The 26,017-nt window shown below is 68.7% G+C and carries 24 protein-coding genes; 13 read left to right on the top strand and 11 right to left on the bottom strand.

Going from position 1 to position 26,017, the window contains the following annotated elements; all coding sequences use genetic code 11:
- Window positions 1-90 precede the first annotated feature (90 nt).
- From ACFVVI_RS08240 to ACFVVI_RS08230, 3 genes are read left to right on the top strand one after another with little or no spacing between them, the layout of a single operon-like run.
- Window positions 91-1,305 (top strand): FAD-dependent monooxygenase, encoded by a 1,215-nt coding sequence (locus ACFVVI_RS08240; protein WP_387444316.1) that lies wholly within the window; start codon window positions 91-93, stop codon window positions 1,303-1,305.
- 54 nt (window positions 1,306-1,359) lie between these two features.
- On the top strand, window positions 1,360-2,400 hold the full coding sequence (locus ACFVVI_RS08235) for a nucleoside hydrolase (protein ID WP_387444313.1): 1,041 nt from the start codon (window positions 1,360-1,362) through the stop codon (window positions 2,398-2,400).
- Window positions 2,397-3,278, top strand: a complete 882-nt coding sequence (locus ACFVVI_RS08230; RefSeq protein WP_387444311.1) for an amidohydrolase family protein — start codon at window positions 2,397-2,399, stop codon at window positions 3,276-3,278. The genes ACFVVI_RS08235 and ACFVVI_RS08230 overlap by 4 nt, the downstream gene beginning before the upstream one ends.
- Here the strand turns inward: ACFVVI_RS08230 and ACFVVI_RS08225 are convergent, their stop codons facing one another.
- The 4 genes from ACFVVI_RS08225 to ACFVVI_RS08210 all read right to left on the bottom strand — a co-directional run bounded on the left by ACFVVI_RS08225 (window position 3,279) and on the right by ACFVVI_RS08210 (window position 6,951).
- Window positions 3,279-4,328 (bottom strand): alpha/beta hydrolase, encoded by a 1,050-nt coding sequence (locus tag ACFVVI_RS08225; protein ID WP_387444308.1) that lies wholly within the window; start codon window positions 4,326-4,328, stop codon window positions 3,279-3,281.
- Window positions 4,329-4,435: 107 nt separating this feature from the next.
- Entirely contained in the window at window positions 4,436-5,065 is a 630-nt protein-coding gene (locus tag ACFVVI_RS08220) for an NAD(P)-dependent oxidoreductase (protein WP_387444305.1), read from the bottom strand.
- Window positions 5,066-5,161: 96 nt separating this feature from the next.
- Window positions 5,162-5,794 carry a response regulator gene (locus tag ACFVVI_RS08215; RefSeq protein ID WP_378992002.1) on the bottom strand — a complete coding sequence of 211 codons (633 nt, stop codon included), beginning with the start codon at window positions 5,792-5,794 and terminating at the stop codon, window positions 5,162-5,164.
- On the bottom strand, window positions 5,791-6,951 hold the full coding sequence (locus tag ACFVVI_RS08210) for a sensor histidine kinase (RefSeq protein ID WP_387444303.1): 1,161 nt from the start codon (window positions 6,949-6,951) through the stop codon (window positions 5,791-5,793). Before ACFVVI_RS08210 ends, ACFVVI_RS08215 begins: the two co-directional genes overlap by 4 nt.
- Window positions 6,952-7,200: 249 nt before the next feature.
- On the opposite strand from ACFVVI_RS08210, the gene ACFVVI_RS08205 reads away from it, so the two are divergent.
- Both ACFVVI_RS08205 and ACFVVI_RS08200 read left to right on the top strand, forming a co-directional pair.
- The gene (locus tag ACFVVI_RS08205; RefSeq protein WP_387444300.1) at window positions 7,201-8,703 is read left to right on the top strand and encodes a multicopper oxidase family protein; all 1,503 of its coding nucleotides are present in this window, start codon (window positions 7,201-7,203) and stop codon (window positions 8,701-8,703) included.
- A gap of 13 nt (window positions 8,704-8,716) precedes the next feature.
- Entirely contained in the window at window positions 8,717-10,069 is a 1,353-nt protein-coding gene (locus ACFVVI_RS08200) for a TIGR01777 family oxidoreductase (RefSeq protein WP_387444298.1), read from the top strand.
- Between the two features lie 194 nt (window positions 10,070-10,263).
- On the opposite strand, the gene ACFVVI_RS08195 is transcribed toward ACFVVI_RS08200, so the two are convergent.
- On the bottom strand, window positions 10,264-11,100 hold the full coding sequence (locus tag ACFVVI_RS08195; protein WP_387444296.1) for a MerR family transcriptional regulator: 837 nt from the start codon (window positions 11,098-11,100) through the stop codon (window positions 10,264-10,266).
- 172 nt (window positions 11,101-11,272) lie between these two features.
- On the opposite strand from ACFVVI_RS08195, the gene ACFVVI_RS08190 reads away from it, so the two are divergent.
- The 7 genes from ACFVVI_RS08190 (at window position 11,273) to ACFVVI_RS08160 (ending at window position 17,999) form a co-directional block, all read left to right on the top strand.
- Window positions 11,273-11,866 (top strand): lipocalin family protein, encoded by a 594-nt coding sequence (locus tag ACFVVI_RS08190; RefSeq protein WP_387444293.1) that lies wholly within the window; start codon window positions 11,273-11,275, stop codon window positions 11,864-11,866.
- A complete protein-coding gene (locus tag ACFVVI_RS08185) occupies window positions 11,863-13,173 on the top strand; it encodes a cryptochrome/photolyase family protein (RefSeq protein WP_387444291.1) in 1,311 nt (436 codons plus the stop codon). The genes ACFVVI_RS08190 and ACFVVI_RS08185 overlap by 4 nt, the downstream gene beginning before the upstream one ends.
- A 61-nt stretch (window positions 13,174-13,234) precedes the next feature.
- Entirely contained in the window at window positions 13,235-14,152 is a 918-nt protein-coding gene (locus ACFVVI_RS08180; protein ID WP_387444289.1) for an alpha/beta fold hydrolase, read from the top strand.
- Window positions 14,153-14,272: 120 nt separating this feature from the next.
- Window positions 14,273-14,920: a fasciclin domain-containing protein gene (locus tag ACFVVI_RS08175; RefSeq protein WP_378991992.1), complete on the top strand. Its 648-nt coding sequence runs from the start codon at window positions 14,273-14,275 to the stop codon at window positions 14,918-14,920.
- 113 nt (window positions 14,921-15,033) lie between these two features.
- The gene (sigK, locus tag ACFVVI_RS08170) at window positions 15,034-15,681 is read left to right on the top strand and encodes an ECF RNA polymerase sigma factor SigK (RefSeq protein ID WP_387444287.1); all 648 of its coding nucleotides are present in this window, start codon (window positions 15,034-15,036) and stop codon (window positions 15,679-15,681) included.
- On the top strand, window positions 15,678-16,409 hold the full coding sequence (locus tag ACFVVI_RS08165) for an anti-sigma factor domain-containing protein (RefSeq protein WP_378991990.1): 732 nt from the start codon (window positions 15,678-15,680) through the stop codon (window positions 16,407-16,409). The genes sigK and ACFVVI_RS08165 overlap by 4 nt, the downstream gene beginning before the upstream one ends.
- A gap of 48 nt (window positions 16,410-16,457) precedes the next feature.
- Window positions 16,458-17,999, top strand: a complete 1,542-nt coding sequence (locus ACFVVI_RS08160; protein ID WP_387444284.1) for a molybdopterin-dependent oxidoreductase — start codon at window positions 16,458-16,460, stop codon at window positions 17,997-17,999.
- A gap of 9 nt (window positions 18,000-18,008) precedes the next feature.
- On the opposite strand, the gene ACFVVI_RS08155 is transcribed toward ACFVVI_RS08160, so the two are convergent.
- Entirely contained in the window at window positions 18,009-18,482 is a 474-nt protein-coding gene (locus ACFVVI_RS08155) for an SRPBCC domain-containing protein (protein ID WP_379314931.1), read from the bottom strand.
- Window positions 18,479-18,844, bottom strand: coding sequence for an ArsR/SmtB family transcription factor (locus tag ACFVVI_RS08150; RefSeq protein ID WP_387444282.1), 366 nt, complete (start codon window positions 18,842-18,844; stop codon window positions 18,479-18,481). The genes ACFVVI_RS08155 and ACFVVI_RS08150 overlap by 4 nt, the downstream gene beginning before the upstream one ends.
- A 108-nt stretch (window positions 18,845-18,952) precedes the next feature.
- Between ACFVVI_RS08150 and ACFVVI_RS08145 the strand changes: the two genes are divergently transcribed.
- Window positions 18,953-20,080 carry a magnesium and cobalt transport protein CorA gene (locus tag ACFVVI_RS08145; RefSeq protein WP_387444280.1) on the top strand — a complete coding sequence of 376 codons (1,128 nt, stop codon included), beginning with the start codon at window positions 18,953-18,955 and terminating at the stop codon, window positions 20,078-20,080.
- 13 nt (window positions 20,081-20,093) lie between these two features.
- On the opposite strand, the gene ACFVVI_RS08140 is transcribed toward ACFVVI_RS08145, so the two are convergent.
- The 4 genes from ACFVVI_RS08140 to ACFVVI_RS08125 form a co-directional block, all read right to left on the bottom strand.
- Window positions 20,094-20,390 (bottom strand): hypothetical protein, encoded by a 297-nt coding sequence (locus ACFVVI_RS08140; protein ID WP_387444277.1) that lies wholly within the window; start codon window positions 20,388-20,390, stop codon window positions 20,094-20,096.
- Between the two features lie 226 nt (window positions 20,391-20,616).
- The gene (meaB, locus tag ACFVVI_RS08135; RefSeq protein WP_387444275.1) at window positions 20,617-21,714 is read right to left on the bottom strand and encodes a methylmalonyl Co-A mutase-associated GTPase MeaB; all 1,098 of its coding nucleotides are present in this window, start codon (window positions 21,712-21,714) and stop codon (window positions 20,617-20,619) included.
- On the bottom strand, window positions 21,711-23,975 hold the full coding sequence (gene scpA / locus ACFVVI_RS08130) for a methylmalonyl-CoA mutase (RefSeq protein ID WP_387444273.1): 2,265 nt from the start codon (window positions 23,973-23,975) through the stop codon (window positions 21,711-21,713). Before scpA ends, meaB begins: the two co-directional genes overlap by 4 nt.
- Window positions 23,975-25,846, bottom strand: coding sequence for a methylmalonyl-CoA mutase family protein (locus ACFVVI_RS08125; RefSeq protein WP_387444270.1), 1,872 nt, complete (start codon window positions 25,844-25,846; stop codon window positions 23,975-23,977). Before ACFVVI_RS08125 ends, scpA begins: the two co-directional genes overlap by 1 nt.
- Window positions 25,847-26,017 lie beyond the last annotated feature (171 nt).

The raw sequence follows: 26,017 nt of genomic DNA, 5'->3' as shown, positions 1-26,017 counted from the left end.
ACCGTCTAAGACATTTGTTCTAGACATACGTGCCAATCTCTGTTAGACATATGTCTAAGACATTCGTACATCAGACGGGGAACCACCATCATGAGCATCACCAGCACCCTCCACGTTCTCGTCTCCGGCGGCGGCATCGCCGGCAACGCGGTCGCACTCCAGTTGCTGCGCACCGGCATTCGCACCACCGTGGTCGAGCGCGCCGCGGCCCCCCGCCCCGGCGGCCAGGCCGTCGACCTGCGTGGCCCGAGCAAGGAAGCCGCTGAGCGGATGGGCCTGATGGAAGGCATCGCCAAGTACCAGCTCGACGAGCGCGGCATGTCCTACATCGACGGCGACGGCAAGATCTACGCCAGGATGGCGATGGAGGACTTCGACGGGCAGGGCGCCGTCGCCGAAATCGAGATCACCCGGGGCGACCTCAATCAAGTGCTCCTCGACGCGCTGGCCACCGCCGACAACGGTCAGCTGGACTACCGCTACGGCGAGTGGATCGACCAGGTCGTCCAGGACGACACCGGCGTGGACGTCACGTTCGCCTCCGGGGCCACCGAACGGTTCGACCTGGTGATCGGCGCCGACGGCATCCACTCGGCGACGCGGCGACTGGTCTTCGGGCCCGAGGAGAAGTTCAGCACCAACCTCGGCGGCTACGGCGCCTTCTTCACCATGCCCAAGCCCGCCGATGTGGAGCCCGGCTGGTTCAGCATGCGCCTGGTGCCCGGCGCCATGCTCGGCATCCGTCCCGACGCCGACCCGAGCACCGCCAAGGCGATCATCACCATGCGCACCGAGCCGGACCCGGCGCTGCGCCGCGACGTCGACGCCCAGCGCGCGCTGATCAGGAAGACGATCGGCGACGCGGGCTGGCATGCTCCCGCCGTCCTCGCTGCGATGGAATCCACCCCCGACTTCTACTTCGACGAAGTCGCCCGCGTCGACGTTCCCGAATTGTCCGTCGGGCGCGTGACACTGATCGGCGACGCGGGCTACTGCGGCTCACCGCTGACCGGCATGGGCACCGCGATGGCCATCGTGGGCGCCTACATCCTGGCCGCCGAGATCGCGGCCACCCCGGACGATCTGGCCGCCGCGCAGCAGCGCTACCAGGACAAGATCTCGCCGTTCCTCGACAAGGCCAAGGAGATCCCCGGTGGCGGCATGGCGATGATGATCCCGAAGTCCCCGCTGTTGACGCGGCTCGCCAAGACGAACGTGCGGCTGATGATGTCGCGCCCGATGCGTCCGCTCACCAAGAAGATCTTCTTCGGCCACACCGAGGAATTCGCCCTCCCGACCTACTGACCCACCCGCAGACTGGCCGCGGACCTCGACAGGTCCGCGGCTACTCTCGATGACGTGCCGCAGAAGATCATCCTCGACGTCGATACCGGAATCGACGACTCCCTGGCCATCCTGTATCTGCTGGCCTGCGACGACGCCGAGATCATCGGCATCGCGGCCACCGCGGGCAACGTGGACGGCGCCCAGGTCGCGGCGAACACCCTGGCGATGCTCGACCTGGGCCGGGCACCCGAGATCGAGGTGGCGCTCGGCGCCCCCGAACCGCTCGCCGTGCCCTTGCGCACCACCGAGGACACCCACGGTCCGCAGGGACTCGGCTACGCCGTGCTGCCTGTGTCCTCGCGTGCGCTGTCGCCTCGATCGGCGGCCCGGCTCTGGGTGGACCTGGTTCACGCCGCGCCGGGCGAGGTGATCGGCCTGTGTACCGGTCCGCTGACCAATCTCGCACTGGCCCTGCGCATCGAACCCGAGCTGCCGCGTCTGCTGAACCGTCTCGTCATCATGGGCGGCGCGTTCAACCACCCCGGCAATACGACTCCGACCAACGAGTGGAACATCCACGTCGACCCCGAAGCGGCCAAGGAAGTGTTCGACGCCTTCTCGGCGGCGCCACCGGAGCGCAGGCCGCTGGTGTGCGCGCTGGATATCACCGAGTCCATCGAGATGCTGCCCGAACACCTCGCCCTGCTCGCGCAGGCGGCACGCAGCGCACCGATCGAGCATGTCGGAGCGGGTGATCCCCCCGAATTCCGTTCGGCGGCCAGCAATCCGATCATCCGCTATCTCACCGACGCGGTGCGGTTCTATTTCGACTTCCACCACCAGTACGACCTGGGATATCTGGCCCACATGCACGACCCGTTCGCGGCCGCGGTCGCGCTCGACCCGACCTCGGTGACCACCCGCCCGGCCACCGTCGACGTGGAACTGGCCGGCACCATCACCCGTGCCACCACGGTCGCCGACTGGGCGGGCATGTGGGGCCGAGAACCCAACGCCGACATCGTGATCGGCACCGACCCCGCCGTCTTCTTCGAACGCCTCGTCACCCGCGTCGGCGCCCTGGCCCGCCGCCTCTACCCGGAGCAGTCATGACCGTAGACACTGTCGCCTACCTCGCCGACTTCCGCGCGCGCTACCAGCTGCCCGCGATCATCGACGTCCACACCCACTTCATGCCCGACCAGGTGATGCGCAAGGTCTGGGCCTACTTCGACACCGCGGGGCCACTGACGGGCCGACCGTGGCCGATCACCTATCGCGACGACGAACAGGTGCGCCTGAAGACCCTGCGCGACTTCGGCATCCGGGCGTTCACCTCCCTGGTGTACCCGCACAAACCGGAGATGGGCGCCTGGCTCAACGACTGGACCGCCGAGTTCGCCGCACGCACCCCCGATTGCCTGCACACCGCCACCTTCTACCCCGAGCCGGACGCGCCACGCTACGTTCGCGAGGCCATCGACCGTGGCGCGCGAGTGTTCAAGGTGCACATCCAGGTCGGCGCGTTCTCGCCCTTGGATCCGCTGCTCGACCCGGTGTGGGCGATCCTCGCCGAAACCGGCACGCCCGTTCTGATCCACTGCGGATCGGGCCCCGCCCCCGGCGAATTCACCGGACCCGTGCCCATCGCCGAACTCCTGCGGCGCTTCCCGACCCTGCGCTTGATCATCGCGCACATGGGGACCCCCGAGTACAGCGAGTTCCTCGACCTGGCCGAGCAGTACCCGCGGCTCTACCTCGACACCACCATGGTGTGGACCGATTTCAGCGAAGGCGATGCGCCCTTCCCACCCGCCGAACGAGAACGCCTGCGCCGCTTCGCCGATCGCATTCTGTTCGGCAGCGACTTCCCCAATATCCCGTATCCCTACGCCGAGTCCGTCGCCGCACTGGAACGCCTGGACCTCGGTCCGGAGTGGCTGCGCAAGGTCTGCCACGACAACGCGGCGCGGTTGTTCGAGCTCGACTGATCAGACGGGGATCCCCATCCCCTCGGCCAGCAACGGCCAGGAGTTCTTGAAGGCCTTCTGCCAGTAACCCCACGAGTGGGTGCCCTGGGTCGACAGGTCGAAGGTCGCCGGAATGTCCAGTTCTTCCAGGCGATTCTGCAGGTTCTTGGTGCACCAGCGGGTCGTGGCCTCGATGACGCCGCCGACGACGATCTGGTTGGCCAACCCGACCGGGCCCCAGGTCACCAGGTGCGAGTCACCGAGCTTGTCGAACTCGCCGGGTAGTCCGTTGCCGTTCGAGACGTAGAGCTTGGTCCCGCGCAGGCCCTCGGCGTTGACGACGGGATCGTTGGCCGCCCAGGCCGGATCGCCGGGCGGTCCGTACATGTTCGACGCGTCGCCGCCGCCGGTTCCGACCACGACATTGACGAACTGCCTGCCCACCGGGTCGCTGATCTGGGCGCAGCCGCTGTAGGCGGCGACGGAGCGGAACAGGCCCGGCTTCGCGATCGCGAGCTGTAACACGGAGGTGGCCGTCATCGAGTTCGCCGCGATCGCGTTGCGCCCCGTCGTGGCGAACATCGTGTCGACGAGCGTGGGCAGTTCGTCGAGGAAGAAGGTCCGCCATTTGTTCACGCCCAGCATCGGATCCGGCTCGCGCCAGTCGGTGTAGTAACTCCACGCGCCACCGATCGGCATGACGACGTTGACGTCCTTGCCCGCCAAGAAGTCGACGACATCGGTGTTCTGTTCCCAGGTGGCAGTGTCTTCGCCGCCGCCCGCGCCGTTCACCAGATACAGCGACGGCCGCGGCACCGACGTGTCGGCGGGGCGCTGAACCTTCACCGAGACCTCGCGTCCCATGGCGGCCGAGTGGATCCGTACGGTCACCTGCCGACCGTCGATCGAGGTCACCTCGGCCCGCGAACCATCGATTGTGACGGTCTGATTCACCACCGCGACAATCGGTTCCGGCTCTTGCGCGTGCGCCCCGCTGACGCCCGTCATCGAGCCCACCACGACGAGCACCGCCGAAACCGCGCTGCGGCACCTCACCGATCCAACCTCCATGCGAAAACCGACCGCTCAGTGCGGCTCGTCACAATATCGGGCTGGATCACACTGTCGTTACCGGTTTCTTACCGATTTGTCACCGAACACAACGCCGATTCGGTGAATCAGCGTGCCGCGACGGTGAATCGGGTCCGTCGATGAGCGGGCCGCTCCGCCTCGTCGAGCAATGCCACCGCGAAGTCCTCCATGGAGATCGCCGAGACGCCGTCCGCGTCGACCAGCAGTTCGTCGGCACCGACCCGGTACCCACCGGTGCGCTCCCCCGGAATCAGATCAGCGGGCGGGCTCAGATAGGTCCAGTCCGCCACCGCGTCCGATCGGCACGCGGCGAGCTGATCGGCGCACGCCTGTGCGATCGCCGCGAGTTCGGCCGGGAACTCCGGGGTTCGGCTCAGCGGCGCCCCGGCGCCGGGAACCGTCAGCGTCGCCGCACCACCGACGACCAGCAGCCGCACACCGGTGCGTGCGACGCCGTCGAGCATCGCCGCCGCGACGGCAGGCAGTTCGGATTCACGTCCCACCGCGGGCCGGGTCGCCGAAATCACGAGATCGTTTCCGGCGCTGATCTTTTCGACGTCGTCGGCTCGACTCGCGTCACCGATCCGCACCCGCACACCGTCCGGAACCGGCATCTCCCGCCGCGACACCGCGGTCACCTCGTGCCCGCGCGCCACCGCCTCGGCGACGACCCGACTCCCGACGGCCCCACCAGCTCCGAACACCGCGATCCGCATGACCAATCCTCCTGCACGACAATCCGACTGCCTGACAGAGGGAAATATATCTTAATGTTGACTTAGTTAATGATGACTTATCTCACTCTCGAGATATCAGCGGCCGATGACCTCTGCCGCGTAGACGGCGAGGCGAACACGGTTGTCGGTGCCGGTCTTGCCGAGCAGGTTGGCGATGTGGGTCTTGACGGTGCTGACGCCCAGGTGGAGCTGGTCAGCGATCTCCTGGTTGCCGTACCCCTGGGCCACAAGACGAAGGACGTCGAGCTCCCGTGGCGTCAGATCAGGAGTGCGGACCAGCGCCGACGGCGCCGCGAGCGCCCGATCGACCAGGCGGCGCAGCAGCGCGGGCGAGAACATCAGATCGCCCTCCACCGTGCGCCGGATCGCATCGAGTAGCACGGCGGGCTCGGTGTCCTTGACGAAATAGCCCGCGGCCCCGGCCGACAGCGCGGGAAACAGGTGTTCGTCATCGTCGAAAGTGGTCAGCACCAGCACTTTCGCGCGTGGTGACGCGGCCAGGATCTGCCGGGTCGCCGCGACACCGTCGAGTCCTGGCATCCGCAGGTCCATCACGACCAGGTCGGGCGCGAGCTCGGCGTAGAGCCGCACCGCCGCGACACCGTCGGCCGCCTCCCCGACGACGGCGAGGTCGGTGGTGTCCTCGATGAGCATCCGCAGGCCCGCGCGCACAAGGCGCTGATCGTCGACCAGCAAGACCGTGATCACGACAGCCCCATTCCCCTCGTGGTGTCCGGCAGCCGAGCGCGCACTGTCCACGTCGCGTCGCCGTTCGCGACCGTACCGACGGTGAGAGTGCCTCCGGCGAGTTCGGCGCGCTCGCGCATCCCGACGATTCCGTGCCCAGGAGGCGCCGCCGCCCCGTCGCGTCCGCCGTTGACGACTTCGATGGTGACCCCGCCTTCGCACCGGAGAATTGCGAACCGTACCGGCACATCACGAGCCGCGTGTTTCATCACGTTGGTCAGCGATTCCTGGACCAGACGCAACAGCGTGAGCCTGCTGATCGCGTCGAGTCCGCCGAGGTCGGTGTCGATTTCGGTCACGACAGTGAACCCGGCAGCACGAGCCCGAGCGAGCGCGGCCTCGACCTCGGTCGTGACCGCGTCGGAGTCGACCAGGGCGACCGTGCCGAGGGCAGGATCGCGCAGGGCGGCGAGCAAGCGGCGAATGTCGGCGAGCGCATCGGCCGCGGTGTCGCGCACATCGTCGAGCACCGCGACCACCCGCGGATCGGCTTCGCGCACAACATGTCCCGCCACCGAGGTCCGCAGCACGATCGAGGCCATATGGTGAGCGACCACATCGTGGAGCTCCCGCGCCAGCGCGGCGCGCTCGTCGAGGCGGGTACGCGCTTGCGCCTCCTCGGCGCGCACGCGCAGATTCTGCGCCAGGTCACGCTGCCCCCGCAGGTACAACCCGAGCAGCAACGGAAGTCCCACATATGCCGCGGCCTCGACGAGGGTCGACGCCCGCCCGATCGAGTTGTCGTGGAGGCCGACCCGCCCGAGCGTCACAGCCGCGGCCCAGCCCGCGGTCGACACCGCGACCGTCGACCACCGGTGGGTGCGCGCCACCACATCCACCAGGGCCACCGCGCCGAGGTACGGCGCCAGCCCGGACACTCCCCAGGCATCGGTGCGCAGCATCGGCACAGCCAGCGCCGACACCGCGAGCGACACCGCGAGCGGCCACCGAGCGCCGGCCAGAAACACCACGGCCGCGGTCATCGCCAGCAGCCAGTAGTGCGGCGGCACGCGGTACTGGCCCGGGTAGGTGCTGGCCAGCAGCAACACCGGGATCAGCGCCAGCGGCAGCCACCGCAGCAGCCCTCGCCAGTCGCGGTGGGCGCGGATGTCGATCACGCCCCCACGGTAAGCGACCGAGTGGTTCGGGCCGCGCGAGTAGGCGGTCGGCGCGCCCGTGCGAGAGCGGGCGCGATCCGCGACGGGGCTCGATCGGCGAGCCGTTCTGGATCGGCTCCAGTACCAGGCGAACCGCGTGCGCGCAAGGGCCGCGCGGGTGGAATCCGGCGGATCGAGTCGGGCCGTTCGGCGGAGTCCCCGCCGCCGCCCCCGAACGAAGCTGGAGGTTCCCGCACAGAAGGAGCACACGTGGTCTCGCGACGAGGATTTCTCACCGGGCTCGCCCTCGCACCGGTGGCGTACGCGGCCGGGTGTTCGATCCGCCCCTCGGCACCTGATTCAGCACCCGGGTCGACGCGACCGTTGCCGATCCCACCGCTGGCCGCATCCACCGCCGGCGCGGACGGCGTCCGCCGATTCAGGCTGCGGGCCCAGCCGGGCACGACCGAGATGATCCGGGGCAAGCAGACCCCGACATGGGGGTACAGCGGTTCGGTCCTCGGACCCACCGTGCGGGCTCGACGCGGCGAGAAGGTGGCCTTCACCATCACCAACGACCTGCCCGAACCCACGTCGGTGCACTGGCACGGCATGCACCTGCCCGCGAAGTTCGATGGTGGCCCCCATCAGATGATCGCGCCGGGTACCCAGTGGGCGCCGCAGTGGACCGTGCAGCAGCAGGCCGCGACACTCTGGTACCACCCACATCCGCACGGCGCGACCGAAAAGCATGTCCAGCGCGGCCTTTCCGGCTTCTTCCTGATCGACGACGACGCGTCGGACGCCCTGGATCTGCCGAAAGACTATGGCGTCGACGACATTCCGCTGGTGATCCAGGACCGCCGGTTCACCGCCGACGGCGCCCTCGACAATTCCGACGCCACCGATGTCGGCCTGCTCGGCGACACGATCGTCACCAACGGCATCGCGAACGCCCACCTGCCCGTCACCACCGACCGGGTCCGGTTGCGGATCCTCAACGGCTCGTCGGGCCGGCTCTACCAGCTCGCCTTCGGCGACGGCAGAACGTTCCAGCTCATCGCCACCGACGGCGGTCTGCTCGCCGAACCCGTTGCGCTGAAGCGGATTCAGGTCAGCCCTGGCGAGCGTGTCGAGCTGGTGGTCGCCCTGGATCCGGGCGAGAACGTCACGTTACGGTCGCTGCCGATCGCCGAGCGCGCGGGTATCGACCGCGCGGGCGAGTTCGGTTTCGACGACACCTTCGACATCCTGACACTGCGTGCCGGCGCCACTGTGCGACCCTCCGCCGCACTACCGGCGACGCTGATCCCGATGCCCGCCCTCGCCGCCGCGACCACCCCACCGACCCGTTCGTTCGACCTCCAATGGTTCATGATCAACAATCGCCGCATGGACATGAATCGCATCGACATGACCATTCCCGTCGACACCACCGAAGTCTGGACGGTCCGCAACAAGGACAACTGGCCCCACAACTTCCACGTCCACGACGTCCAATTCCAGATCGTCGCCGTCGACGGAACACCGCCTCCCCCAGCCCTTTCCGGCTGGAAGGACACCGTCTACACGACCCCGGGCGCCACCTACACCCTGGCCATGCACTTCGCCGACCACACCGACCCCACCTATCCGTACATGTACCACTGCCACCTGCTCCACCACGAAGACCAGGGCATGATGGGCCAGTTCCTGGTGCTGGCCCCCGGGCAGCAACCCGCACCTGCGCTGATGGACATGGACATGGGAGCCATGGATCACGGCGGATCGTGACTACAGTCGAGGGATGGGCATCGAGTGTTCTGACATCGTTGCAACACCCCGATCCGACGTTTTCGCCTGGTTCGCCCGTCGCGGTGCGTTCACGCGATTGGCGCCACCGTGGCAGCCGGTCACCCTGATCTCCGAAGCCGATTCGCTGGCCACCGGGCGAGCGGTGCTCGGCTTGCCCGGCGGGCTGCGCTGGATCGCTCAACACGACCCCGAGCAGTATCGGCCGCCCGAGCGGTTCGCCGATGCCGTCGCGGCGGGCGGACCGGCCTCGTTGCCGGTCTCCCGGCTGTTGCCGTGGCAGCATATCCACGAGTTCGCCGAGGTCGGCGCCACGCACACCCGTGTCATCGATCGGGTGCGGACGCCGATTCCGGAGTCGGTGTTGCGGCCGATGTTCGAGTACCGCTATCGCCAGCTCACCGACGATCTGGCGAGCCACCGCCGTGCGGCGCAGGCCGGCCTGCCGACCACGACGATCGCGATGACCGGCGCGTCAGGGCTGGTCGGCTCCGCGCTGAGCGCCTTCCTCAGCACCGGCGGCCACCGCGTGGTGCGGTTGGTCCGCCATCGCGCACAGCATCCCGACGAACGACAGTGGGACCCCGACGCGCCCGCCGCCGACCTGCTCGCCGACATCGATGCCGTGGTGCATCTGGCCGGGGCGTCGATCGCGGGCCGATTCACCGCCGCGCACCGGCGTGTGGTGGCCGACAGCCGCATCGAGCCGACCCGGCGGCTCGCCGAGCTGGCCGCGGCCTCGGGCGTCGAAACCTTCGTCAGCGCCTCCGCCATCGGTTATTACGGCTATGACCGTGGCGAGCAGGCGCTGACCGAGAAGTCCGAGCGCGGTGACGGATTCCTGGCCGATGTGGTCGAACAGTGGGAGGACGCGTGCGAGCCCGCCGCACTGGGCGGAGTCCGGGTCGTGCGGGTGCGTACCGGCATCGTGCAGTCTCCGCGTGGGGGCACCCTGCGGTTGCTGCGGCCGTTGTTCAGCGCCGGTCTCGGCGGTCGGATCGGGGACGGCCGGCAGTGGTTGTCATGGATCGGTATCGACGATCTCGTCGATGTCTACCACCGCGCCCTCTGGGACGACACGCTGGCCGGTCCGGTCAATGCCGTTGCGCCACAGCCGGTTCGCAACAGCGAGTACACCCGCGTGCTGGCGCGAGTGCTGCATCGCCCGGCGCTGCTGCCGGTCCCGAGCTTCGGCCCGGCGGTACTGCTGGGCAAGCAGGGCGCGCGCGAACTCGCCGAGGCCAGTCAGCGGGTGACGCCGACCCAGCTGACGAAGGCCGGGCACCTCTTCCGGAGCGAGGATTTGGAGCAGACGCTGCGGCACCTGCTGGGGCGGACGGCGGGCTGACACGGTCCGGCACCGGTCGTCGCGAGCGGACGATGCGTGTCAGCGAGTTCGCCGACGTGGGAGTCGACTAGTTCCTGTATCGCATCGCCTGCGCATCGTTCGATGGTCGGCAGGTCAGATCGCGCGGTTGTGTCCAGCCGGGAGCGCGGTTGATCGGCGACACCGAGGCGCAAACATGATGTCCCCGAACGCATTCAGCCCAGCGCGTCGACCGCGGCCGTCAGGCTACCGATCCGCTCGACCGTGTCGGGCAACAGCACGGCGTCCCAGCCCGGCCCGCCGACGAGCACCCGGGCGCCGGACCCCGCGCAGGCGAGCACCGCCGAGGTCAACGCGGTCGACTCACGTTGCGACCACAGCAAAACCGAGGCCTCGTTCGAATGCCGGGCGAGCGCATCGGACAACGCGACCGTCGGCACGTCAGCGCCCAGCATGCGCGCACCTACCCCGGCCTGCGCCAAAGCGGCACGCAGCACATCGAGCGGGAGCGAATGCGTTTCGCCGCTGGTGCACGCGAGCAGCACGGGCGCGCTGCTGCGCGCCGGTCTCACCTGCTGCATGACCGCCGCGATGGACCACGACAGCAGGTGTTCGACGTCGATGCAGCCCTCACCGCCGCCCTGGCGCGCGACGATATCGGTGAACGCGGGGCGGCACAGGGCCTCCCAGGTCTGTACGACGCCATGAGCCCGCACATGGGCGTCCAGATGGGCACAGACGGTGGTGGTGTCCAGCGCGAACGCCGCGTCGAGCAGGCCGGCACGGTCACCGAGGGCAGGCGCGGGTCCACGGGCCGCCGCCGCGGCCCCGGCGGGACTCGCGCCCCCGCCGATCAGCTCGAGCATGTGCTCGAGCACAGCGATATCGGTGTCGGTGTAGAGCCGATGGCGGCCGGGCCGATCCTGGGCGGGACCGATGCCGTACCGGCGATTCCAGCTCCGCAGGGTCGCGGTCGGGATGCCGAGACGGTCGGCCACCGCGCGAACCGTGAAACCGGCCGCGGCGGAGACAGGAGCAGAACCGGCGGGCATCGCCTCATTCTGCCCGGAACGCCTCGGCGGGCGTGTCACGGCCCGGCCTCCGCGCGTCGGCGCCGGGTCTCGCCCGTCGAGCCGACAACCCGCTGAACCGTCCACATCATGCATCAATAGTGCATCAATTACTGTTAGCATGGAAGAACACCGACTACGCGAGGAGTTTCCTGTGCGCACCCGATTCGGCCCGTGGACCACCGCCTTGCTGATCGCCGCCGGCCTCACCGTGGCAGGCTCCGGCTCCGCGGCCGCCGAGCCACCCGCACCGGTGCCGAGCCTGGACCTCGACCGCTATCTCGGCGATTGGCATCAGCTCGCGGCAGTACCGCAGGTGTTCAACCTCAATTGCGCACGCGACACCTCCGCGAACTACAGCCTCGACGCGCGCGGCGACATCGCCGTCCACAATCGCTGCCACACCTGGAGTGGCGGCGTCGACGAGATCCGCGGTACCGCGACCGTGAACGACCCGGTCACGAACGCGCAACTGCACGTGAGCTTTCCGGGTGTCATCGGCCAGGACGGGCGCGAGGGACCGACCAACTACCTGGTGACCGCACTCGGCCCGGACTACTCGTGGGCCCTGGTCACCTCGCCGAGCAGACTGTCGGGTTTCGTCCTCTCCCGCACCCCGGCCCTGGACGAAAGCACCTGGCAGCGGATCGACGAGGCGATCAGAATCGCGGGCCAGGACCCGTGCGTCTACCTCACCTCACCCACGACCGGCGGCCGCGAGGGTGTGCTGCCCCTCTGCGCACGATGAGCGTCGCGATCGCTCTGTTCACCCGCGACCTGCGCGTTCACGACAATCCGGTACTCACCGCGGCCGTTCGCGAAGCCGACCGGGTGGTACCGCTGTTCGTCGTCGACGAGGTACTGGTGCCCGATCGCTGCCCGCCCAACCGCGCGCACTTCCTCGCCGCCGCACTCGCCGAACTCGACAAGGAGCTGCGCTCGCTCGGCGGACCGCTCGTCGTGCGCCGCGGCGCGGTGGCCGATGTCCTCGACCACGTGATCGAGGAGACCGGCGCCACGAGCGTGCACCTGGCCGAGGATGTCAGCCGCTACAGCAGGCAGCGCGAGCAGGCGCTGCGCCGCAACCCCGACATCGTCGTGCACTGCCATTCCGGTTCCGTCACAGCCACCTCCGCCGAACTCGTCCCGTCGACCGGACGCGATCACTTCGCCGTCTTCACCCCCTATTTCCGGCGCTGGAGCGCGGCCCACCGCCGCACCCCGCTGCCCGCGCCCCGCTCGCTGTCGGTGCCGCCGATCCACAGCGAGCCGCTGCCGGAGCCGACGGATCTCGATTCCGGGCAACCGTCGCCGCAATTGCGGGTCGGCGGGGAATCCACCGGACGTGCGCTGCTGCACGACTGGCTCGACGGCCCGATCACCGGCTATGCCCGCGACAACGACGATCTCGCCGCCGACGCCACCTCCCGGCTCTCGCCGTACCTCCACTTCGGGTGCGTGTCCCCCACCGAGGTGGTGCGCCGGGTCGATACGGCGACCGACGGCGGACTCGCCTTCGTCCGGCAGCTGGCCTGGCGCGATTTCCACCATCAGGTGCTCGCCGCCCGTCCCGATGCCGCCTGGTCGGACTACCGCACGCGGGTGGCCGCGGGCCCCGACGACGAACAGGCCGTCGCGGCCTGGCGAGACGGGCGCACCGGCTACCCGATCGTCGACGCGGGTATGCGGCAGCTCCGTGCCGAAGGCTGGATGCCGGGGCGAGCACGGCTGATCGCGGCGAGCTTTCTCGCCAAATCACTGCGCCAGGACTGGCGGGTCGGCGCGGCCCACTTCCTGCGCTGGCTCGTCGACGCCGACCTCGCCAACAATCAGCTCAACTGGCAGTGGGTCGCGGGCACGGGCACCGACACCCGGCCCAACCGGGTCCTCAATCCGCTGCGCCAGGCCGAGCGCTACGACCCCGACGGCGTCTATGTGCGGCGGTGGCTGCCCGAGTTGGCGCACCTGCCCGGTGCGAGCATTCACCGACCGTGGCGCGCGGCCATCGACCCGGCGGACTATCCCGCGCCGATCATCGACTGCGTGGGCAGCTAGACCGATGAATTCCGGCTGCGGAGATCGTCTTTTCCACAGACGCAACCGCAGAGGAGTCGCCATGCCGCTTCATGGTCAGGGATCGCCCGAGCACAGGGTCACCGTCGGTGACGTCGACCTGTGTGTGAGCACCTTCGGGGACCGGCGCCATCCCCCGGTGCTGCTGCCGAACACGTCGAGACTGTTCTGGGAGGACCGGTTCTGCGACCGGCTCGCCGACGCGGGCCGGTTCGTGCTGCGCTACGACATTCGCGATACCGGCCGGTCGACCGCCTCCGCGCCGGGCGCTCCCGGCTACAGCCTCCGGGATCTGGTGGCGGATCTCGTCGGGCTGATGGATGTCTTCGAACTTCCGCGAGCCCACCTGGTGGGTTTCTCGGTGGCCGGATGGATCTGTCAGCTCGCTGCCCTCGACCACCCCGATCGGGTATCCGCCCTGACGCTGATCAACACCCGTCCGACCGCCCCCGGCCCGGCGGACCCGGATCTGCCCGAGCACTCGGACCGGATCATCGCGTTCTTCACCGAGAGACCCCACCCGGACTGGTCCGACCGGGCGGCGGTGATCGACTACGGCGTGGAACAGGCCCGGGTACGCGCGGGCACACACGGATTCGACGAACTGCGGGCCCGCCGCCACGCGACCCACATGGTCGACCGCACCACCGACATGGCCTCCAGTGTGCTCAACCTGGCCTATGTCGAGGCCGGCGACCGGTGGCGGGAACGTCTGGGCGAGATCGCCGTGCCGACCCTGGTCGCGCACGGCACCGATGACCCGTTCTTTCCGTACGGCAACGGAGAGGCCATGGCTCGCGAGATCCCCGGCGCCGATCTGCTCCCGCTGACCGGCATCGGCCACGAACTTCCCGACGTCACGTGGGATCGACTGCTCGCCGCCATACTGGTGCTCCACCCGGAATCGGTGGCCGAGGACGCCGTCGGACGAGGGTCGTCCGGTTCGACGCCCGGGCGCTAGCACCGTGTCGGGAATATCGACGGCCACGGTCGGCAATCCGAACCGCCGAGCCAGCCGAACTCCGTTGCATCCAACATCTACGCGGCACCTCGCCGCCTCGACGGAAGTGACGGAACCACCATGCGATCCTTGCCAAAAGCCCTCGTTGCGGCGATGCTCCTCGGCTCGGCACTCGGCCTCTCTGCCTGTTCCGACGACGACTCGAGCACCACGTCCGCGAGCTCCTCCGCGCCGATGACGTCGGCACCGATGACCACCGGCGCGTCCGCGGCCGCCGACCTCGTCGGGCCCGGTTGCGCGGCATATGCCGCCCAGGTTCCCAGTGGTCCCGGCTCGGTCAGCGGGATGGCCCAAGAGCCGGTCGCCGTCGCCGCGTCCAACAACCCGATGCTCACCACGTTGACCTCGGCGGTCTCGGGCAAACTCAATCCCGACGTCAATCTCGTCGACACCCTCAACGGTGGCCAGTTCACCGTCTTCGCGCCCGTCGACTCGGCGTTCGCGAAGATCGATCCGGCTACGATCGACTCGTTGAAGACCGACTCGGCTACGCTCACCTCGATCCTCACCTATCACGTGGTGCCGGGCCAGATCGCGCCGCAGAGCATCGCGGGCACGCACAAAACTGTCCAGGGCGCCGACGTGACGGTCAGCGGCTCGGGTGACACATTGAAGGTCGGCGACGCGAATGTGATCTGCGGTGGCGTGCGCACCGCGAACGCCACCGTGTACATGATCGACAGCGTGCTCATGCCGCCCGCGGCGTGATGACGGCGACGGCGCTTTTCCCGGCGTCGCCGCGGAAATTTCCCGGCGGCGCCCATCCGAACCCGAAGGCAGGCCGAAATCCCTCTCATGCTGATGCAAGCAGGGACCCTCCGATGACGGCCCGGCGCGGCTCCGCACCGATCAACCTGCGATCGGTCACCGAGCCCGCTCCGGCCTGCCCGACGGGCGACCGCCGCGACCATGCCGCCCAAGAGCAGCTGGTCGACCTGCTCGACGACGTCGCGGCAGGCGATCGGGCGGCGTTCGCCGAGTTCTACCGCGCCACGAGCCCGCGGGTGTTCGGGCTCGCGCTCCGCGTGGTGCGCAACCACGGCGCCGCCGAGGACATCGCTCAGGAGGTGTTCCTCCAGGTCTGGTCGCTGGCCGGACAGTACGACGCGACCAAGGCCAGCCCGATCGGCTGGCTGATGATGCTGACCCACCGGCGCGCGGTCGACCGGGTACGGGCCGAGCAGTCGGCCACCCGCCGCGACATCGTGTTCGGCCACGCCCACCTCGGCCGCGACCACGACGTCGTGGCCGAGGAGGTCACCCAGCGTCTCGACGAGCAGTCGGTGCTGGACTGTCTGCAGACCATGACCGAACTCCAACGCCAAGCGGTGGCGCTGGCGTACTACGGCGGGCGCACCTACCTCGAGGTTTCCGAGACCTTGGCGGTGCCGTTGCCGACAGTGAAGAGCCGCATCAAAGACGGCCTGAAAAGGCTGGAGAACTGTTTGACCGGAGGGAATACCCGATGAGCGAGACCGATCGGCGGACCCCTTGGTCGTGGCTGGACGAGGCCTACCCCTATGCCATCGACGCGCTGGATCCACCACAGCGACAGGCGCTCGAGGAGTGGCTCGACGCCGCAGGCCCCGACCGGGTGGCCGAGTTCCAGGCCGCCGTTCGCCGCATCCAGGAGACGATGGCGGACCTGACCGTGTTCGACTCGGTCCCGCCACCGGCACGCCTCGAAACCGCGCTGATGCGAGCACTGGACCGGTACGACACACAGCCGTCTCCGCTCGCGCGGCGCGGCGCGACCGGCAGGCGCTGGCACCTTCGATGGTTGACCGTCGCCGCGGCGGCGATCGTGGCGGTCGGTGCCGGTGCCGGTATCGGGGTGGTGATCGAACGCGCGAACGACGGGACGGGTGCGGTCACCGCGCAGCAGGTGCTCGACCAGCCCGACAGCCGGGAGTCCTCGGTGGCGGTCACCGGTGGCGGCGCGATGACGGTGTACGAGTCGAAGTCGCTGGGCGCGGCCGCGGTGTCGTTCCAGGACATGCCCGCGCTGCCTGCCGACCGCGCGTATCAGCTGTGGCTGATCCGCGCGGGGACACCGACATCGGTGGCGGTGATGGACGGTCCGGCCTCGGTCGTGACCACGGTCGACGTCGCCGACACGCTCGCGGTGACGGTCGAACCCGCCGGTGGTTCACCCGGGCCGACCACCTCCCCGATCGTCAGCATGACAGTCGGCTGACCCGCTGCGGCGGGCCGTGCCGACACTCGAAACCCCAGGAGTGACAGCATGGTCCGCCGTTTCAGCTTCACCCGTCGCCATCCGGGCCGGTTCGCGGCGGCAGTCGCGGCCGCGGCCGCCGCCGCGCTGGTCCTCGGGGTCGGACACCTCGTCGCCGTGTTCATCGACCCGGTGTCCTCCCCCTTCTTCGTCCTCGGTGCCACCGTGGTCGATCACACGCCGAAGTGGTTGAAGGACAGCGCGATCCGCTGGTTCGGCACCAACGACAAACTGGCACTGGCCGTCACTATGGCCGCGGTCATGGCCGTGGCTGCCGCGATGATCGGCTTGGTGGCCCGCCGCAGCCCGGCGTGGGCGGCCGGTCTGCTCGGCGCTCTCGGTATCGCCGTGAGCGGCTTGGCGCTGCTCCGCCCCACCGCCACACCACTGTTCGCCGTTCCGGCGGTGATCGGTGCACTGACGGGGATGGCGGCGCTGTGCGCGCTGTTCCTCGTGCCCGCCGAGGCCGACCGGCGGGCCGGGCCGACGCGGCGCGGGTTCCTGCTCGCTCTGACGGCAGTGACCGCCGGCGCAGTGGCGGCCGGGGCGGCGGGCCGCGTCATCGGTAGCCGTCTGCGCGATATCGCCGCCGACCGGGCGGCTTTCGTACTCCCCCGGGTCGCGGCGCCGGTGCCACCGGTCACCCCCGAGATGGACCGAGTCGTGCCCGGGCTCACCCGATTCATCACTCCCGCACCGGATTTCTATCGCGTCGACACCGCGCTGCAGCTTCCGTCGTTGACTCGCGCGCAGTGGCGATTGCGCATCCACGGGATGGTGGAGCGCGAGATCCGGCTCGACTTCGACGAATTGAGCGCCCGGCGCGCGGTCGAGTCACTCATCACGCTCACCTGTGTCTCGAACGAAGTCGGCGGAGACCTCGCCGGAACCGCGCTGTGGACCGGTTACCGCCTGGCCGATCTCCTGGCCGAGGCGGGACCCTCCCCCGATGCCGACATGATCCTGTCGCGCAGCGTCGACGGATTCACCGCGAGCACGCCATCGGCCGCTGTGCTGGGCAACCCCGACGCCCTGCTCGCCGTCGCGATGAACGGCGAGCCACTGCCTGTCGCTCACGGCTACCCGGCCCGGATGATCGTGCCCGGTCTCTACGGCTACGTTTCGGCCACCAAGTGGGTTGTCGATCTGGAACTCACGAGATTCGACCGCGCACAGGCGTACTGGACGCAACGCGGCTGGGCGACTCGGGCACCGATCAAAACCGCATCCCGGATCGACGTCCCGGCGGCATTCGCGCACCTGGACGCCGGACCGGTGATCGTGGCAGGCGTGGCGTGGGCCCAGGGGCGCGGAATCGATGCCGTGGAAGTCCAGGTCGACGACGGACCGTGGCAACCGACCACACTCGCCGCCGCCTACTCCCTCGATACCTGGCGCCAGTGGACCTGGACGTGGGATGCCTCGCCCGGCACCCATTCGCTTCGGGTGCGCGCGGTCGACGCCACTGGATCGGTGCAGACCGACGCCAGGGCGACCCCGTTCCCCGACGGCGCGACGGGCAGGCACTCGCGCGTGGTCATGGTGCGGTGAGCGATTCGCTCAGGCTTGACCGGCGAGATAGGTCACCAGGGCGTCGACGAGGCCGAGGGTGCCTTCCTCGCGTTGGTCACCGGTGTCGAAACCGTCCAGGTGGGCGCCGAATTCGACGAGGGTGAGCTTGGTGCCGGTGGTGGTGGGTTCGAATTCCCAGGTGGCCACCGAGGTGGAGATGTGGGAGCCGTTGAGCCACATGTCGTAGGTGTAGACGAGGCGTTCGTTGGCGATGATGTCGGTGTAGGTGGCGACGAAGCGGGAGGTCATCGTCTGCTGGAAAGTGCCTTCGTTGATCTCGCGGCCGCCGACCTGGAAGTCGATCGAGGACTCGCCCTGCTCCCAGCCTTCCTCGCCGCCGAACCACTTCGCCTTGATGGCGGGGTCGGCGAAGGCCTGGAAGACGACGGCGGGCGCGACGGGCACCTCGCGTTCGATGGTGAACTGGGCGTGGTTGATGGAGCGGGTCGCCGTGTCGGTCATTGTTGTTCTCCCTCTGAGTTTCTGGTTGATTCCACGAGTAGTGCCGTGAGCCGGTCCACCTGCCGTTGCGCCGGTGGACGGTGGCCGTGCAGCCAGTCGATCGCCGTTGCGAAGGCGTCCGGCACCAGTTGGTAGGTGCGCACACGGCCGATCTTCGCCGAGCTGACGAGCCGACCGGCTTCGAGCGCTTTCAAGTGCTGCACGATCGTCGGGAGCGCGACCTCGAACGGTGCGGCGAGATCCGATACCGATGCGGGCCCGCGCGCCAGCCGTTCGACGATCGCGCGACGAGTCGGATCGGCCAATGCCCGAAAGACACTGTCGAGTCCTCCGTCCGGTTCGCCGCTCGAATACTTAGGCACATACCTAAGTATTCACAGTTGGATCGATCTGCGCAACCCCCGCTTCGGTTGCGTCCGCATCGGCCGCCGTGGGATGCTGCGGCACGATCGAAGAGAGCGAGGTGAACGATGGTCGACGGCCCTCGCATCACACCCGCTCCCACCGCGACCCGGCGCGGTATCGGAGCCCGGGTGGCGGATTCCCCGTTCCTGTCGCGCAGCCGACGGCGAGTGGAAGTCGTCCACAAACCCTCGGTACCGACCGCGCGCGCCATCATCGACTGCGCCGCCTATGTCGACGGCAAACGTCTGCCCGGCCGCTTCACCCCCGAGACCGCGCTGACCGAAATCCGCAGGCGTGGCACAGGTTTCGCGTGGATCGGCCTGTTCGAACCGGACCTGCACCAGATGGGCGAGATCGCCGCGACGTTCGGGCTACACGAACTCGCCGTCGAGGACGCCGTCACCGGCAGACAGCGCCCGAAGTTCGAACGCTACGACGACACCATGGTCACCGTGATGCGGACCGTCGCCTACGTCGAGCACGATATGCACACCGTCAGCGAGATCGTGCAGACCGGCGAGATCATGGTCTTCCTCGGCGCCGATTTCGTGGTCGCGGTCCGCCACGGCGAACACAACGAACTCACCGCCGTGCGGCACCGGCTCGAAGACGAACCCGATCGCCTCGCGCTCGGCCCCGGCGTCGTGCTGCACGCGATCGCCGACCACGTCGTCGACACCTACATCGACGTCACCCAGGCGACGGAGTTCGACGTCGAGTCGATGGAGGAAGAGCTCTTCAGCCCGCGGAGCAAGATCCCGATCGAGGCCATCTACCAGCTCAAACGCGAGATCGTCGAGCTACGCCGCGCCGTTCGCCCGCTCGCGGGCCCGCTGCAAACCCTCACCGCGCCGCGTACTCCCCTGCCCAAGGAGGTGCGCCGCTACCTGCGCGACGTCGCCGACCATCACAGCGGCGTCGCCGAACGCATCAACGACCTGGACGAAACCCTCACCACTCTCGTGGGCGCCGCGGTGGCCAAGATCGCCGTCCAGCAGAACACGGACATGCGTAAGATCTCCGCCTACATCGCGATCCTGGCGGTTCCCACCATGATCGCCGGCATCTACGGCATGAACTTCGATCACATGCCCGAACTCCGGCAGACCTGGGGTTACCCCGCCACCCTGATCGTCATGGCCACCATCTGCGCCACCCTGATCGTCGCCTTCCGACGTATCCGCTGGTTGTGATAATCCGGCCCGGTCAGACGAGTCGACCCCATCGGGTCGCCACGAACCCGCAGAGCGCGATGGCGGTGTTCATCCGCTTCCAGAGTCGCACCATCGCGAGCTCGAGGATGATGCCGATGCGGTCGGCACAGGTGGTGGCCTCCGCCAGTGCCATCCGGTCATAGACCAGGGCCGGATCACTGAGGATCTCGTCCAGCCTCAGTCCTGATATCGCCTGATCAGACGTCAGGCCGAGTTCTGGCAGCCAGGTGAGCCGCCAGCGACCGTCGCCCCCGAGAATCGCCCGCTCGGGCGTCCTGTCGCTGCTCATAGTCCGATTCGTGCGGAAGATCGTCATCACTACCTCCTCGGCCGTCAGCTCTCGACGTCCACTTCCGAGGATCCTCGGAAATCGGCACAGGCAACAGCTGGCAAAGGAGACGGAATCGGAATATCATCCACAAACCCCGACGTGAAAGCCGAAAATCCTCGGCGATCACCCTGGATACGACTCACTGACGACGCCATCAGCTACCGGTGGGCACCGTGCAGGTGTCTCAACTCCGGTCGAAGGCCGTGAGGATCTGTTCGGCGGCGAGGGCGGGAGTGAGCGTTCCGGCGCGGACAGCCGATTCCACCTGCGCGCGAACATCTTTCACGTTCGGATTGTCGGCCAGGCGGCGCAGGATCTGGTCGTGCACCATGGTCCAGGTCCAGTCGACCTGCTGGCGGCGGCGCTTCTCGGCGAATTCGCCTGCCTCGGTGAGGACCCGGCGGTGGTCGAGGACGGTACCCCAGAACTTGTCGAGGCCGACACCTTCCAGACCGCTCATGGTGAGTACCGGCGGTTTCCACAGGGCGTCGTGCGGGTGGATCAGGCGCAGGGCGCCCGCCAGTTCGCGCGCGGCGCCCTTGGCTTCGATCTCGTGTTTGCCGTCGGCTTTGTTGACCGCCACCAGCTCGGCGAGTTCCAGCACGCCTTTCTTGATGCCCTGCAACTGGTCTCCGGTGCGGGCCAGCGTGAGGAAGCAGAACACATCGACCATGTTGGCGACGGTCACCTCGGACTGGCCGACGCCGACGGTCTCCACGAGGATCACGTCGTACCCGGCGGCCTCCAGGAGCACGATCGTCTCCCGGGTCGCCTTGGCCACGCCGCCGAGGGTGCCCGCCGTCGGGGACGGCCGGATGAAAGCGTCCGCCTCGAGCGACAACCGCGCCATCCGCGTCTTGTCACCGAGGATCGAGCCACCGGTGCGGGTCGAGGACGGGTCGACCGCGAGGACCGCGACCCGATGCCCCTTGGCCAGCAAGTACATCCCGAGCGCGTCGATGAACGTGGACTTGCCGACGCCCGGAACACCGGTGATGCCGACCCGGTTCGAGACGACGCTGCCCGGTTCCGCCGCCACCCGCAGCAGCAGCTGCTGCGCGAGTTCCCGGTGATCGGAGCGGGTGGATTCGACCAACGTGATCGCACGGGCCAGCGCCGAACGCTGCCCTGCCTTGACCTGCTCGGCGAGCGCGTCGACATCGATCGTCCGGCGAACGCCCACGGCGGTGCGCCCCTCGTTGCGTGGCGAGCCGACGCCCGCGGTGGTCCCGAGCCGAGGGTGCGCGTCGGCACCCCCGGCCACCTGTGCGCCGTCGCTCATTCGGCTGTGCCGCCACCGATCTCGTGCCCGAGTGCCGCGCCCAGTTTCTTCAGCAGGTCGATGGCCGCGTCGGCGATGACGGTGCCGGGCGGGAAGATCGCGGCCGCACCGGCCTCGTAGAGCTCGTCGAAGTCGCCGGGCGGGATCACACCGCCCACGATGACCATGATGTCGGGGCGACCCACATCGGCAAGCGCCTGCCGCAGCGCGGGCACCAGCGTGAGGTGACCGGCGGCCAGCGAGGACACACCGACAATGTGCACGTCGTTGTCGGCGGCCTGGCGAGCCACCTCTTCGGGCGTCTGGAACAGCGGGCCCACGTCGACGTCCATGCCGAGGTCGGCGAACGCGGTCGCGATCACCTTCTGGCCGCGATCGTGTCCGTCCTGGCCCATCTTGGCGACCAGAATGCGCGGACGGCGTCCCTCGGCCTCACCGAATTCCTCGACCAGCGCGATGGCGGCGCCGATGTTGGATGCCTTGCCTGCTTCGTCACGGTACACACCGGACAGGGTACGGATTTCGGCCTGATGACGGCCGTACACCTTCTCCAGCGCGTCGGAGATCTCACCGACCGTGGCCTTCGCGCGCGCGGCGTCGATGGCGAGCGCGAGGAGGTTGTTCTCCATACCGCCTTCGGAAGACGCTGCCGCACGGGTCAATTCGGACAGCGCCTGCTCCACCGCGACCGAATCACGGTCGGCGCGAAGCCGTTCCAGCTTCTCGATCTGCTCGGCCCGCACCCGCGAGTTCTCGACCTTGAGAACTTCGACGGCGTGGTCCTCTTCGACCTGGTACTTGTTGACGCCGATCACCGGCTGCTGGCCGGTGTCGATGCGCGCCTGGGTCCGCGCGGCGGCCTCTTCGATGCGCAGCTTCGGAATACCCTCCGAAATCGCCTGTGCCATACCGCCGTGCGCCTCGACCTCGGCGATGTGGGCGCGCGCCCGCTCGGCGAGCTGGTGGGTGAGCCACTCGACGTAGTACGAGCCGCCCCACGGGTCGATCGGGCGGGTGGTGTTGGACTCCTGCTGGATGAGCAGCTGGGTGTTGCGGGCGATGCGGGCGGAGAAGTCCGTCGGCAGGGCCAGGGCCTCGTCGAGCGCGTTGGTGTGCAGCGACTGGGTGTGTCCCTGGGTCGCGGCCATCGCCTCGATGCAGGTGCGCGCCACGTTGTTGTAGGCGTCCTGCGCGGTCAGCGACCAGCCCGAGGTCTGCGAATGTGTCCGCAGCGACAGCGATTTCGCGCTCTTGGGTTCGAACTTCGACACCAGCTCGCTCCACAGCAGCCGCCCCGCGCGCAGCTTGGCGACCTCCATGAAGAAATTCATGCCGATGGCCCAGAAGAACGACAGACGCGGCGCGAACTTGTCGACATCCATGCCCGCGGCGATGCCGGCGCGGATGTACTCCACACCGTCGGCGAGGGTGTAGGCCAGCTCCAGATCGGCTGTCGCACCGGCCTCTTGGATGTGGTATCCGGAGATGGAGATCGAGTTGAACTTCGGCATCTTCGCGCTGGTGAAAGCGAAGATGTCGGAGATGATCCGCATCGAGGGCTTGGGCGGGTAGATGTAGGTGTTGCGGACCATGAACTCTTTCAGAATGTCGTTCTGAATGGTTCCGGCCAGCTGCTCGGGCGTCACGCCCTGCTCTTCGGCGGCGACGACGTAGAGCGCCAGGATCGGCAGCACCGCGCCGTTCATGGTCATCGACACCGACACCTGGTCCAGGGGGATCTGGTCGAAGAGCTGGCGCATGTCCAGGATCGAGTCGATCGCGACACCGGCCATACCGACGTCGCCCTGGACGCGGGGGTGGTCGGAGTCGTAGCCACGGTGGGTGGCGAGGTCGAAGGCGACCGAGAGCCCCTTCTGGCCCGCCTGCAGGTTGCGGCGGTAGAAGGCGTTGGAATCGGCGGCGGTGGAGAAGCCCGCGTACTGGCGGATGGTCCACGGCTGATTCACGTACATGGTCGGGTACGGGCCACGCAGGAACGGCGCGACGCCGGGCACGGTGTCGAGCGGATAGCCCTGCGCGACCACAGCATCCCGATCGGCCTTGGTGAACACCGGCGGAACGTCGATGCCCTCCGGGGTCGACCAGACCAGCTGTTCGGGCGTGGTGTGGTTCGCCGTCGCCGCGTCGGCCACGAACGCGCGGACCTGCTCGGCGTCGACGTCGGCCGGCGCGGACGCGTGATCGGTCAGCGGCACCTCGGCGAAACTGCCGATGACGTGCTCGATATCGGACGTGGTCATCAGGCTCCCACCTTCTCCAGCAGCTGCGACAGAACCGCGACCGCGTCGATACGCAGGGCCAGGTACCCGTCGGGACGCTGCGTCCCGCTGAATTGCTCGACCGCCTTCTCCGGTCCGGCCAGCAGCACGGTCTCGATTCCGGCGGCGCGCAGGGCGTCGGTGGCGGCTCCCGCCTGCTCGCCGTAGCGCTTGTCCGCACCGCACAGAACCGCGATGCGCGCACCGGATTCGGTGGCGGCGGCAGTGATCGCGTCGACCGTGAGCGGACCGGGGTTGACCGACTCGATGCCGCCCGAGGCGAGCACGTTCGCGGTGAAGATGGTGCGCGCGTTGTGCTCGGCGACCAAGCCGAGCGGCACGATCAGCGCCTTCGGACGGGCACCGTTGGCCGCCAGGTAGGCATCGGAGCGGTTGCGCAGCGCTTCGAAGGCAGCGCCGTATCGCGCATTCGGGCCAGGCTCGCGCGCCTGCTCCGAGAGCGGGGTCTCGGCGAGGTTGGGGAACTCGTTGACGCCGGTGACCGCGGTGCGGCGATGGGCGACGTCGGCAGCGCGCGCGGCGGCGGTCTCGGCGATCCGGGCCGCGAGCACACCGGTGTCGAGCGCGGCGAGGTAGCCGCCCGCCGACTCGAGCTCCTGCATGAACTCCCATGCCTTGGCGGCGAGTTCGTCGGTCAGCTTGTCGACGTACCAGGAACCGGCGGCCGGGTCCTGCACGTGCCCGAGACGGGATTCCTCGAGCAGCAGCAGCTGGGTGTTGCGCGCCAGGCGCTGGGAGAACGTCGTGGATACGCCGAGTTCGCCTGCGGGCAGGGCCGCGTCGAAGGGCAGTACGGTCACCGAATCGGCACCGCCGACGCCGGCGCCGAACGCGGCGAGCGTGGTGCGCAACAGGTTCACCCAGGGATCGCGCTGAGTCATCATGGCGGCCGAGGTGATCGCGTGCTGCGGGGCGGCGCCGAAGGCGGGCGCACCGGAGACCTGGGCCACTCGGGCCCACAGGCGCCGGGCCGCCCGGAATTTCACGATGGTGGCGAATTGGTCGTCGGTCGCCGCGAAGCGGAACTCGAGCTGACCGAACGCGTCGGCGATGTCGACCCCGGCACCGGTGAGCAGGCGCAGGTAGGCCAGACCTGCCGCGACGGCGGCGCCCACTTCCTGTGCGTCGGCGGCACCGGCGTTGTGGAAGGCGATGCCGTCCACCGTGATCGCGCGTACCGTCTCGGGCCGGGCGATCGCGCGCACGGCCAGCGCCACGGTCTCGGCGTGATCGAGGTCTTCGGCACCGGCGAAGGCGCTGGTCAGCGGGGCCGCGCCGAGGCCGACCCGGATCTGCGTGCGATCGGCGATCGAGTACCCGTCGAGGACGTCGAACACCCGCTCGGCGGCCGTGCCGGTCGCCGCACCGGCCACCAGCGTCAGCGGTGCCAGCTCGAACAGCAGCCCACGCAGGGCAAGGGGGATGTCGTCGACGGCGACGCCGTAGGTGCCCACTCCGAGCGCGATCGCGCTCACGCCGTTCTCCAGACCGGTCAGAATCGCCCGGTTGGTGGCCTCGGCATCGTCCTCACCGGCGAACGCGCCGACGAACCAGCCGCGCTGCGGGTCGCGCGCGGCGTCGCCACCGCGCACATAGGGGAAGGCGCCGGGCAGCGGCTGCTCGGGCAGCTCGTCGCGGCGGGTGTAGAGCGGGGCGATCGTGAGCCCGTCATAGGTGGTCTCGTCGAGCAGATGTTCCGGTTCGGCGGGGAGCTCGGAAGCCTCGACCCGTCGCGCTTTCGCCAGCACACCCGCCACGCCCTTGCGCCACGCGGCGTACTCGGGCACCGGATCCGGTGCGAGCCCCGCCCCGGACTCTGAACCAATCGGCATAGCTGCTGTTCTCTCTTCCATTCGACGACCGCACCCCGGTGTGCTGCCGGTCCGTGAAATCCCACAAACGGGCCCACAGCGAACCAGGATGTATCCGGTTCCCTGATGATGCTATCTGTGACAGGGTGTCCGACCACCCGGGCCATCCCCTACCGGCCGGTACGCTTACCC

The sequence above is a fragment of the Nocardia sp. NPDC058114 genome (assembly GCF_042884695.1).
Lineage (GTDB): Bacteria > Actinomycetota > Actinomycetes > Mycobacteriales > Mycobacteriaceae > Nocardia.
This window is presented reverse-complemented; position numbering and strand designations above follow the sequence as displayed.

Bases quoted from the DNA above. Each gene is read 5' to 3' on its own strand.
- ACFVVI_RS08230 (WP_387444311.1), top strand. From the start codon at position 2,397: ATGACCGTAGACACTGTCGCCTACCTCGCCGACTTCCGCGCGCGCTAC.
- meaB (WP_387444275.1), bottom strand. From the start codon at position 21,714: ATGAGCGACGGCGCACAGGTGGCCGGGGGTGCCGACGCGCACCCTCGG.
- ACFVVI_RS08160 (WP_387444284.1), top strand. From the start codon at position 16,458: ATGGTCCGCCGTTTCAGCTTCACCCGTCGCCATCCGGGCCGGTTCGCG.
- ACFVVI_RS08165 (WP_378991990.1), top strand. From the start codon at position 15,678: ATGAGCGAGACCGATCGGCGGACCCCTTGGTCGTGGCTGGACGAGGCC.
- ACFVVI_RS08180 (WP_387444289.1), top strand. From the start codon at position 13,235: ATGCCGCTTCATGGTCAGGGATCGCCCGAGCACAGGGTCACCGTCGGT.
- ACFVVI_RS08175 (WP_378991992.1), top strand. From the start codon at position 14,273: ATGCGATCCTTGCCAAAAGCCCTCGTTGCGGCGATGCTCCTCGGCTCG.
- ACFVVI_RS08225 (WP_387444308.1), bottom strand. From the start codon at position 4,328: ATGGAGGTTGGATCGGTGAGGTGCCGCAGCGCGGTTTCGGCGGTGCTC.
- sigK (WP_387444287.1), top strand. From the start codon at position 15,034: ATGACGGCCCGGCGCGGCTCCGCACCGATCAACCTGCGATCGGTCACC.
- ACFVVI_RS08125 (WP_387444270.1), bottom strand. From the start codon at position 25,846: ATGCCGATTGGTTCAGAGTCCGGGGCGGGGCTCGCACCGGATCCGGTG.
- ACFVVI_RS08145 (WP_387444280.1), top strand. From the start codon at position 18,953: ATGGTCGACGGCCCTCGCATCACACCCGCTCCCACCGCGACCCGGCGC.
- ACFVVI_RS08200 (WP_387444298.1), top strand. From the start codon at position 8,717: ATGGGCATCGAGTGTTCTGACATCGTTGCAACACCCCGATCCGACGTT.
- ACFVVI_RS08195 (WP_387444296.1), bottom strand. From the start codon at position 11,100: ATGCCCGCCGGTTCTGCTCCTGTCTCCGCCGCGGCCGGTTTCACGGTT.
- ACFVVI_RS08155 (WP_379314931.1), bottom strand. From the start codon at position 18,482: ATGACCGACACGGCGACCCGCTCCATCAACCACGCCCAGTTCACCATC.
- ACFVVI_RS08140 (WP_387444277.1), bottom strand. From the start codon at position 20,390: ATGAGCAGCGACAGGACGCCCGAGCGGGCGATTCTCGGGGGCGACGGT.
- ACFVVI_RS08220 (WP_387444305.1), bottom strand. From the start codon at position 5,065: ATGCGGATCGCGGTGTTCGGAGCTGGTGGGGCCGTCGGGAGTCGGGTC.
- scpA (WP_387444273.1), bottom strand. From the start codon at position 23,975: ATGACCACGTCCGATATCGAGCACGTCATCGGCAGTTTCGCCGAGGTG.
- ACFVVI_RS08185 (WP_387444291.1), top strand. From the start codon at position 11,863: ATGAGCGTCGCGATCGCTCTGTTCACCCGCGACCTGCGCGTTCACGAC.
- ACFVVI_RS08240 (WP_387444316.1), top strand. From the start codon at position 91: ATGAGCATCACCAGCACCCTCCACGTTCTCGTCTCCGGCGGCGGCATC.